8 protein-coding genes are annotated in these 8,333 nt (G+C 68.8%); 1 reads left to right on the forward strand and 7 read right to left on the reverse strand.

What is annotated here, in order from left to right:
- A partial coding sequence (locus G5C51_RS37400; RefSeq protein WP_476715154.1) for a peptidoglycan binding domain-containing protein occupies nucleotides 1–1,165 on the forward strand: 1,165 nt, incomplete at its 5' end.
- On the opposite strand, the gene G5C51_RS37405 is transcribed toward G5C51_RS37400, so the two are convergent.
- From G5C51_RS37405 to G5C51_RS37435, 7 genes are read right to left on the reverse strand one after another with little or no spacing between them, the layout of a single operon-like run.
- Complete coding sequence (locus G5C51_RS37405; RefSeq protein WP_165244590.1) at nucleotides 1,143–2,141, reverse strand: HTTM domain-containing protein; 999 nt, start codon at nucleotides 2,139–2,141, stop codon at nucleotides 1,143–1,145. The two genes, G5C51_RS37400 and G5C51_RS37405, sit on opposite strands and share 23 nt — an antisense overlap.
- Nucleotides 2,138–2,698 (reverse strand): DUF5819 family protein, encoded by a 561-nt coding sequence (locus tag G5C51_RS37410; RefSeq protein ID WP_338118448.1) that lies wholly within the window; start codon nucleotides 2,696–2,698, stop codon nucleotides 2,138–2,140. Before G5C51_RS37410 ends, G5C51_RS37405 begins: the two co-directional genes overlap by 4 nt.
- A complete protein-coding gene (locus G5C51_RS37415; RefSeq protein ID WP_165244592.1) occupies nucleotides 2,695–3,714 on the reverse strand; it encodes an ABC transporter ATP-binding protein in 1,020 nt (339 codons plus the stop codon). The genes G5C51_RS37410 and G5C51_RS37415 overlap by 4 nt, the downstream gene beginning before the upstream one ends.
- The gene (locus tag G5C51_RS37420) at nucleotides 3,707–4,708 is read right to left on the reverse strand and encodes an oligopeptide/dipeptide ABC transporter ATP-binding protein (RefSeq protein ID WP_165244594.1); all 1,002 of its coding nucleotides are present in this window, start codon (nucleotides 4,706–4,708) and stop codon (nucleotides 3,707–3,709) included. The genes G5C51_RS37415 and G5C51_RS37420 overlap by 8 nt, the downstream gene beginning before the upstream one ends.
- Before the next feature lie 8 nt (nucleotides 4,709–4,716).
- Complete coding sequence (locus tag G5C51_RS37425) at nucleotides 4,717–5,616, reverse strand: ABC transporter permease (RefSeq protein ID WP_165244602.1); 900 nt, start codon at nucleotides 5,614–5,616, stop codon at nucleotides 4,717–4,719.
- Nucleotides 5,617–5,671: 55 nt separating this feature from the next.
- The gene (locus G5C51_RS37430; RefSeq protein ID WP_165244596.1) at nucleotides 5,672–6,595 is read right to left on the reverse strand and encodes an ABC transporter permease; all 924 of its coding nucleotides are present in this window, start codon (nucleotides 6,593–6,595) and stop codon (nucleotides 5,672–5,674) included.
- Between the two features lie 14 nt (nucleotides 6,596–6,609).
- A complete protein-coding gene (locus G5C51_RS37435; protein ID WP_165244598.1) occupies nucleotides 6,610–8,256 on the reverse strand; it encodes a peptide ABC transporter substrate-binding protein in 1,647 nt (548 codons plus the stop codon).
- Nucleotides 8,257–8,333: the final 77 nt, after the last annotated feature.

Here is an 8,333-nt window from a genome sequence, read left to right on the forward strand (position 1 = left end):
GCTGGAGGGCACGCCGCCGCCCGGCGGCGTGCCCTCCAGCAACACGCTCACCGGCGGCGTCCCCGGCTCCGGCATGCCGCAGGCGCCCTCGCCGTACGCCCAGGAGGCGTCGGACTCGCAGGGCTTCATGCCGCCGCCGACCCCGCCGTCGGGTCCGTCCGCGTCCGTCTCCACCTCCCCGGCCGCCGCGCCGAAGGCCAAGCGCAGCCCCGCGGAGATGAAGAAGACGCTGATCCTCGCCGGCGGCGGCGTCCTCGGCCTGCTGGCCGTGGCGTACGGCGCGGGCCTCGTGCTCGGCCAGGACGACGTGCCGAAGGGCACCACCGTCCTCGGCGTCGACATCGGCGGCAGCACCCGCGACGAGGCCGTGAGCAAGCTCGACGACGCCCTCGGCAAGCGGGTCAACGCGCCGCTGCAGGTGACCGTCGGCGAGACCAAAAAGAGCATCAAGCCGCAGCACGCGGGCCTCGGCGTCGACACCGCCGAGACGGTCCGCTCCGCCTCCGGCGCCGACTACAACCCGGTCACCGTCATCGGCTCGCTCTTCGGCGGCACCCGCGAGGTGGAGCCGAAGATGACCGACGACACCGAGAAGCTGCGCTCGGCCCTCGAGGACCTCAAGGAGGATACGGGCGCGGGCGGCAGCGAACGCGGCATGATCAAGTTCGTCGCGGGCAAGGCCGTTCCGGTCAAGGGCAGCAGCGGCCAGTCGCTGGACGTCGACAAGTCGATGACCGAGCTGCAGGACGCCTTCGCCGACCGCGCCGCGGGCGGCCCGAACTCCCCGGTGTCCCTGCCCACCGCCAAGCAGTCGGGCGCGGTGACGCAGGCGCAGTTCAAGACCGCGCTGGACGGCTTCGCGAAGACGGCGATGTCGGGCCTGGTCACGGTCAAGGCGGGCAGCGCCTCGATCCAGTTCAGCCCGGAGAAGTCGCTGCCGAAGTTCCTGACGATGGTCCCGGACGAAAAGGGCAATCTGCAGCCGCACTACAACCTGAAGGTGCTGAAGCAGCTCTACGGAACCACCTTCGACGGCGTCAAGCTCAAGCGGGCCACCGGCACGGTCCCGGTCCAGGCGAAGGACGTCGCCCAGGCCCTGGATGGGGCGCTGCGCGCGACCGACCCGGCCGAGCGCGTCGGCGTCATCCAGGGCTCCGGCGGCTGAGCACTGCGGCTTCGCCGCGATGGTCACGCCGAGGGGTTCCGGGGGCTCTGCCCCCGGAACCCCTTTTGACGAGGACGGCGGCGCCGATCCAGAACGCGTCGCCGAGGAAGACCATGTCCCCGATCACCATGGCGGCGGAGAAGAGCGGCAGGCCCATCAGAACCGCGATCGCCGCGTGGCTGCCCAGCAGCGCGATCAGGAACGGATACTTCAGCACCCGGCTGAAGACCGCGAAGGGCAGCCCCAACTGGGTGAAGACGGTCAGATAGGCCAGCCCGAGGATCAGCGCCGACTGCCCCGCCACCCAGTGCGAGAGCTCCGGCCACGGCGTGAAGGCGTTGAGGTGGAGGGCGTAGTGCAGGGCGGTGCCGTCGCGCCAAGTCGAGCCCTGGATCTTGTACATGGCGGCGGCGCCGTACGCGATCATCACCTGCCCGGCGATGACTAGCAGGGCGAGGTTGTGCGTCAGCGTCACCACCCGCCGCCGCAGCTCCTCGTTCTCGCCTTTCAGAAGTGGCGGCGACCACTCCCGCCGCCCATCGAGCGACCACACCCGCCCGCACGCCGTGCAGGCCAGATAGATCGCGAGCAGCCGCACCAGGTGATCGCCGGAGTCGTTCACGAACGCCGTCCTGAACTGCACCGCGCACACCAGCACCGCGAAGGCGATCGATGTCACCCGGGTCCGCCACCCCAGCGTGAAGAGCACGCTGACGGCGACGGCGAGGCCGTAAAAGACCCACCACAGCACCGGACTCTCCGTCACCGCGACCGTATAGAAGCCGGTCCACCCATTGAGCGCGTTCAGCTCCAGCGCCATCTCCGGCGTCCAGTACGCCTCCGGCCCCCACAGCACGCCGGCGTCGCCGATGTCGCGCAGCAGATAGGCGAGCGAGAGCAGTCCGGTGCCGATCCGCAGCACGGCGGCGCTGCGCAGCGAGTACGCCGTCCCGGACGCTCGCTCCAGCAGCTTCACGCCCGCCACCAGGGCAGCACGGTCCGGGTCGGACGCGGCGCGCTCGCCGCCCCCGGCGCCGGGATCGGCAGCGTCGTGATGCGCAGCTGCAGCGCGTCGTACGTGCCCCGCCGCTCGCCGAGCCCCTCGAGGCGCCCCGCCGCGATATTGCCCAGATACCGGCGGAAGAGCTCGGCCCGCTCCGTCCGCGCCGGAACGGCCCGATCCCCGAAGTCCCGGTAGATCTTCCACGCCCGCCGCAGCAGATTCTGGTTCGCCCGCGCCGGATACGGACTGTGCCGGACGGCCGCGTTGTCGACGGCCGACAGATCGTGCCACGTACCCGAGGCCGAAGTCCGCGCCTCGATCCGGTAGTTCGCCGCGAACGGATTCGGCGCGAAGAGCGCCCAGTGCTGCTCGAACCAGGGATAGATCCAGCCGTCGATCACCGGCTTGTGCGTCTTGCTGACGCCGTTCGCCGGCGCCACGTACAGGAACACCACCGCCAGCTGCCACCCCGCGAGCCCGACCGCCCCCGCGGCGAAGGCCGCGAGCAGCCACCGCCGCGGAGCGGTCACGGAGCCGGGTCCTCGGAGGCGTAGAAGCAGGCCGACGGATGCGCCGCCCCGTCCGCGCCGGCGAGGTGCGGCGGCACCGTCAGCTCGGGCACCTCCTCCGCGCACCGGTCCTGCGCCTTCCAGCAGCGGGTACGGAACCGGCAGCCCGACGGCGGATTGGCCGGCGACGGCACATCCCCGGCGAGGATGATCCGCTCCCGCTTCCCGCGCGCCTCCGGATCCGGTACGGGCACGGCGGACAGCAGCGCCTGGGTGTACGGATGCGTCGGGTGCTCGTAGATCTCGCTGTCCGTCCCCAGCTCGGCCAGCCGCCCCAGGTACATCACCGCGACCCGGTCGGAGATATGCCGTACGACGGACAGGTCGTGCGCGATAAAGACGTACGAAAGCCGGAACTCGTCCTGCAGCTTCTCCAGCAGGTTCACCACCTGCGCCTGCACCGAGACGTCCAGCGCCGACACCGGCTCGTCCGCCACGATGATCTCCGGCCGCAGCGCGAGCCCGCGCGCGATGCCGATGCGCTGCCGCTGGCCGCCGGAGAACTGGTGCGGATAGCGGTTGATGTACTCGGGGTTCAGCCCGACCACATCGAGCAGCTCCTGCACCTTCGCCCGCCGGTTGCCCTTCGGCGCGACCTCGGGGTGGATCTCGTACGGCTCGCCGATGATGTCGCCGACGGTCATCCGGGGGTTGAGGGACGTGTACGGGTCCTGGAAGACCATCTGGATGTTCCGGCGTACGGCCTTCAGCGCCCGGCCGCTCAGCCTGGTGACGTCCTCGCCCTTGTAGAAGATCTCCCCCGCCGTCGGCCGCTCCAGATTCACCAGCAGCTTGGCGACCGTCGACTTCCCGCAGCCGGACTCGCCGACGATGCCGAGGGTCTCGCCCTCGTACAGCGCGAAGGACACCCCGTCGACGGCCTTCACCGCGCCGACGTGCTTCTTGAACAGGATCCCCTGGGTGAGCGGGTAGTGCTTGACGAGGCCGCGCACCCGCAGGATCGGCTCCTCAGCCATGGAGCTGCTCCTTCCAGAAGTGGCATGCGCTGCCGCGGCCGGGGAGCGGCGCGCCCGACTCGTCGGTGACGTCGTACAGCGGCGGCAGGTCGGTCAGGCAGACCGACTGCGCGCGCGGGCAGCGCGGGTTGAAGGGGCAGCCCGGCGGGATGCGGGTGAGGTTCGGCGGCAGGCCCTTGATGGCGTAGAGCTCCTGGCCCTTCTGGTCCAGCCGCGGGATGGAGTCCAGCAGCCCGCGGGTGTACGGGTGCGCAGGGGCCTTGTACAGCTCGTTCACGGGGGCCGTCTCGACGATCCGCCCGGCGTACATCACCGCGATCTTGTCGGCCACATCCGCGACGACGCCCAGGTCATGGGTGATCAGGATCAGCCCCATCCCCGACTCCCGCTGCAGCTCTGCCAGCAGGTCCATCACCTGCGCCTGGACGGTGACGTCCAGCGCGGTCGTCGGCTCGTCCGCGATGATCAGCTCCGGGTCCAGGGCGAGCGCCATCGCGATCATGATGCGCTGCCGCATGCCGCCGGAGAACTGGTGCGGATAGTCGCCCACCCGCTCCTTCGCCGCCGGGATCCGGACCCGGTCCATCAGCTCGACGGCCTTCGCCTTCGCGTCTTTCCGCGACATCCCCTCGTGCACGACGAACATCTCGCCGAGCTGATAGCCCACGCTCAGCACGGGGTTCAGCGACGACAGCGCGTCCTGGAAGATCATCGCCAGCTTCCGCCCGCGCACCTTGCGCCGCTCCTCGCGGCCCATCTTCAGCAGGTCCTGCCCCTGGAAGAGGATCTCCCCGCCGGTGACGAAGCCGGGCGGCGTATCGAGGATGCCCATGATCGCCTGCGCGGTGACGGACTTCCCGGACCCGGACTCCCCCAGCACGGCGAGGGTCTCGCCGGCGTCCACCCCGTACGTAACGCCATTGACGGCCTTGGCGATGCCATCTCGGGTACGGAACTCCACCTGCAGGTCGCGCACTTGCAGCAGCTGACTCACCGGCACGGTCACCTCAGCTTCGGGTCGAGGGCGTCGCGCACCGCGTCGCCGAGCATGATGAACGCCAGCACGGTCAGGCTGAGCGCCCCGGCCGGCCACAGCAGCGCGTGCGGCGAATTGCGCACCCGCTGCGACGCGGTGGAGATGTCGATGCCCCAGGAGACGGTGGGCGGCTTCAGCCCCACGCCCAGGAAGGACAGCGTGGCCTCCAGCGCGATGTACGTACCGAGCGCGATGGTGGCGACGACGATGATCGGCGCGACGGCGTTCGGCAGCACGTGCCGGATCATCATCCGCCAGTTGCCCGCGCCCAGCGAACGGGCCGCCTGCACATAGTCGTTCTGCTTCGCCGTCATCACCGAGCCGCGCGCGATCCGGGCCACCTGCGGCCACCCCAGCAGCACGATGAACCCGATCACCGGCCACACGGACCCGCTCTTGACGACCGACAGGAAGACCAGGCCGCCGAGCAGGATCGGGATGCTGAAGAAGACCTCGGTGACCCGCGACAGGATCGCGTCCCACCAGCCGCCGTAGAAGCCCGCGAGCCCGCCGAGCAGCGTCCCGACCAGCGCCGCGCCCAGGGTGGCGAAGATGCCGACCATCACCGAGGCCCGGGCTCCGTACACGGTCCGCGTGTAGACGTCGCAGCCCTGGTTGTCGAAGCCGAAGGGATGTCCGGACTGCGAGCCCTGGTTGGCGTAGGACAGATCGCAGTCGTACGGGCTGCCGCTGGTGATCGCGCTCGGCCAGATGGCGATGAAGATCAGGAAGAGGATCAGCATCGCGGAGACGAGGAAGATCGGATTGCGCCGCAGGTCGTACCAGGCGTCGCCCCACAGGCTGCGGGCCGGCGTGGCCTTCTCGTGCCGCTCGAGCGCCTCGGCCTCCTCGGTGGCCAGATCCATCGGGCGCAGCTCGGTGGCGCTGTTCCGCTCGTCGTGCGGCCGCTGGTCGTACGGGTCAGGCAAGGCGGATCCTCGGGTCCAGGACCGCGTAGAGCAGGTCGACGAGCAGGTTGGCGAGGAGGTAGACGATCACCAGGATGGTGACGAAGCCGACGACCGTGGGCGCGTTCTGCCGCAGGATGCCCTGCCAGAGCTGGTAGCCGACGCCCTGGATATTGAAGATCCGCTCGGTGACGATCGCGCCGCCCATGAGGTTGCCGATGTCGATGCCGAGGAAGGTGACGACCGGGATCAGGGAGTTCCGCAGCAGATGCCGGATGGTGATGCGGCGGCGCGGCAGCCCCTTCGCGACGGCGGTGCGGATGTAGTCGGCGCGGGCGTTCTCGCCGACCGAGGTGCGGGTGAGCCGGGTCGTGTACGCGAGCGAGACCAGGGCCAGCACGATGGCGGGGAGCAGCAGTTCGCTGAAGGTGGCGTCGGCGGAGACGGTCGGCTTGGCGATCCCCCACTTCACGCCGAACAGGTACTGCAGCACGTACCCGGTGACGAACGTCGGGATGGAGATGACGATCAGCGTGCCGATCAGCGCCGCCGTGTCGATCGCCTTGCCGCGCCGCAGCCCGGAGATGACGCCGAGGGTGATCCCGATGACCATCTCGAAGAACACCGCGATCAGCGCGAGCCGCAGCGTGATCGGCCAGGCCTCGCGCATCAGCTCGATGACCGGGCGGCCGTTGAAGGACGTCCCGAAGTCGCCGGTGAAGATCTTGCCCATGTAGAGCAGGTATTGCTGCCACAGGGGCTTGTCGAGGTTCAGGTCCCTGCGGATCTGGGCGGCCGCCGCCGGGTCGGGGGCCCGGTCGCCGAACATGGCGGCGACCGGGTCCCCGAGGGCGTAGACCATGAAGAAGATGAGGAAGGTGGTCCCGATGAAGACCGGGATCATCTGCAGCAGTCGGCGGATGATGTAGCGGCCCATGGTGCTGCTGCGCCTCAGCCGTTGACCTTGACGTCCTGGTAGACCGGGATGCTGTCCGGATAGAGCTTTACGTCACTGACGCCGTCGGAGTAGCCGGCGGTCCCGTTCTGGTACCACAGCGGGATCGCGGGGATGTCCTTGACCAGGAGCTTCTCGGCGTCCTTGTACGTGGCGACGGCGTCCTCGGTCGACTTGGCGGCGTTGGCGTCGTCGATGAGCTTGTCGAAGTTCTTGTTGCTGTAGCCGCCGTCGTTGGCCGAGGCGCCGGTGTAGTACAGCTTGGACAGGAACGTCTCGATGTTGGGGTAGTCCATCTGCCAGCCGGTGCGGAAGGGCCCCTTCATCTTCTTGTCGGTCACCTGCGACCTGAAGTCCCCGAAGGTCCCGACCGGGTTGACGGTGCAGACGTTCTCTTTCCCGATCGCCTTGTTGAGGCTGTTGCAGACCGCGTCCATCCAGTCCTTGTGGGAGCCGGTGTCGACGTTGGAGGTCAGGGTGAGCTTCCCGCCCGGGATGCCACCGCCCTCCTCGATCAGCTGCTTGGCCTTCTTGGGGTCGTACTTGCAGTCGGCGCCGCAGAGGTTCTTGTCGTAGCCGCCCTTTTCGCCGATGACCGGGGAGGTCCAGTCCTTGGCGGGGATGCGGGTGTTCTCGAAGACCGACTTGGTGATCTGGTCCCGGTTGATCGCCATCGAGATGCCGCGCCGCACCTTGGCCGCGTTCGCGCCCTGCCACTCCTTGTCGTAGAGCGGGAAGGTGATGGTCTGGATGATGCCGGCGGGCTGGTTGATGTAGCGGTCGCCGAGGTCGGACTCGGCGTTGGCGAGCTGGTTCGCCGGCAGGTCGTCCATCAGGTCGAGGTTGCCGGCCTGCAGGTCGGTGTAGGCGGTGTTGGGGTCCGTGTAGACCTTGAGCTCGACGCCCTCGTTCTTGGCCTTGTCGCTGCCCGTGTACTTGTCGTCCTTGACGAGCTTCATCGACTTGCCCTTGGAGTAGGAGTCGATCTTGTACGGGCCGTTGCCGATGGGCTTGTCGAGCCAGGCGTCGTGGTCGTCGAAGAAGGCCTTGGGGAGCGGCGCCATCGCCGGGTAGGCGAGCGTCTCGGGCCAGACGGCGAACGGCTGCGTGAGCTCCACCTGGAAGGTCTGGTCGTCGACGACCTTGAGCCCGGACATGGTCTTCACCTCCGGCTGCGCCTTCGCGTCGGCCGGGTGGACGTCGTCGTAGCCCTTGATGTAGCTGAAGAAGGGGGCGTTGACCTGCTTGTTCTTGACGTTGGCGGCGTAGTTCCAGGCATCGACGAAGGACTTGGCGGTGACCGCCTCGCCGTTGGAGAACTTCTGCCCCTTCTTGATCTTTACGGTCCAGCTCTTCTGGTCGTCGCTCTCGACCGACTCGGCGAGATCGTCCTCGGCCTGGCCTGACTTGGGGTCGAGGGACTTCAGCCCTCGGGTGATCATGCGGAGGACCTTGCCGCCGAAGACCTCGTTGGTGTTGGCGGGCTCGAGGGGGTTCTGGGGGTCGCCCCAGGAGGCGCGGACGACTCCGCTGGAGTCGGAGGAACCACTGCTGCCACTGCCGCCTCCGCCGCAGGCGGCTGTCGCCGTGAGGACCACGGCGGTGGCGATGACCAGCAGCGGGGTGCGCGTGTGTCCGCGCATGGGGTGCCTCCCTGGTTGGCTCCTGATGTGGGGCTTCAACCTCATATGAGGCCATATGGGGGCAGGGGTGGGCGCTG

This window comes from Streptomyces coryli (genome assembly GCF_011044975.1).
GTDB classification, from domain to species: domain Bacteria; phylum Actinomycetota; class Actinomycetes; order Streptomycetales; family Streptomycetaceae; genus Streptomyces; species Streptomyces coryli.

Bases quoted from the DNA above. Each gene is read 5' to 3' on its own strand.
- G5C51_RS37415 (WP_165244592.1), bottom strand. From the start codon at position 3,714: ATGGCTGAGGAGCCGATCCTGCGGGTGCGCGGCCTCGTCAAGCACTAC.
- G5C51_RS37425 (WP_165244602.1), bottom strand. From the start codon at position 5,616: ATGGATCTGGCCACCGAGGAGGCCGAGGCGCTCGAGCGGCACGAGAAG.
- G5C51_RS37430 (WP_165244596.1), bottom strand. From the start codon at position 6,595: ATGGGCCGCTACATCATCCGCCGACTGCTGCAGATGATCCCGGTCTTC.
- G5C51_RS37435 (WP_165244598.1), bottom strand. From the start codon at position 8,256: ATGCGCGGACACACGCGCACCCCGCTGCTGGTCATCGCCACCGCCGTG.